The 389-nt window shown below is 62.2% G+C and carries 1 pseudogene; it reads right to left on the bottom strand.

Features of this window, described 5'->3' with window-relative positions:
- Positions 1 to 389, bottom strand: a pseudogene (gene algW, locus SB756_RS28360) (Do family serine endopeptidase AlgW); the annotation flags it as partial.

The raw sequence follows: 389 nt of genomic DNA, 5'->3' as shown, positions 1-389 counted from the left end.
ATCGACTTCATCACTTCCATCGCCAGTTTTACCGGGATCGCAAAACCGATGCCTTGGGAGCCGCCGGACTTGGAGAAAATCGCGGTGTTGATGCCGGTCAGATTGCCATTGGCATCCACCAGCGCGCCGCCGGAGTTGCCCGGGTTGATCGCCGCGTCGGTCTGGATGAAGTCTTCGTAGCTGTTGAGCCCCAACTGGTTGCGCCCGGTAGCGCTGATGATGCCCATGGTTACCGTCTGGCCAACGCCGAACGGGTTGCCGATGGCCAATGCCACATCACCCACGCGCAGCCCTTCCGAGCGGCCGATGGTGATCGAGGGCAGGCTCTTCAAATCGATCTTCAGCACCGCGAGGTCGGTTTCCGGGTCGCTGCCGACCACGCGGGCCAG

The organism is Pseudomonas sp. SIMBA_068, from assembly GCF_046534705.1.
Taxonomy (GTDB): Bacteria; Pseudomonadota; Gammaproteobacteria; order Pseudomonadales; family Pseudomonadaceae; genus Aquipseudomonas; species Aquipseudomonas putida.
Note: the sequence above shows the minus strand (reverse complement) of the source record. Positions and strands in the feature narration are given on the sequence as shown.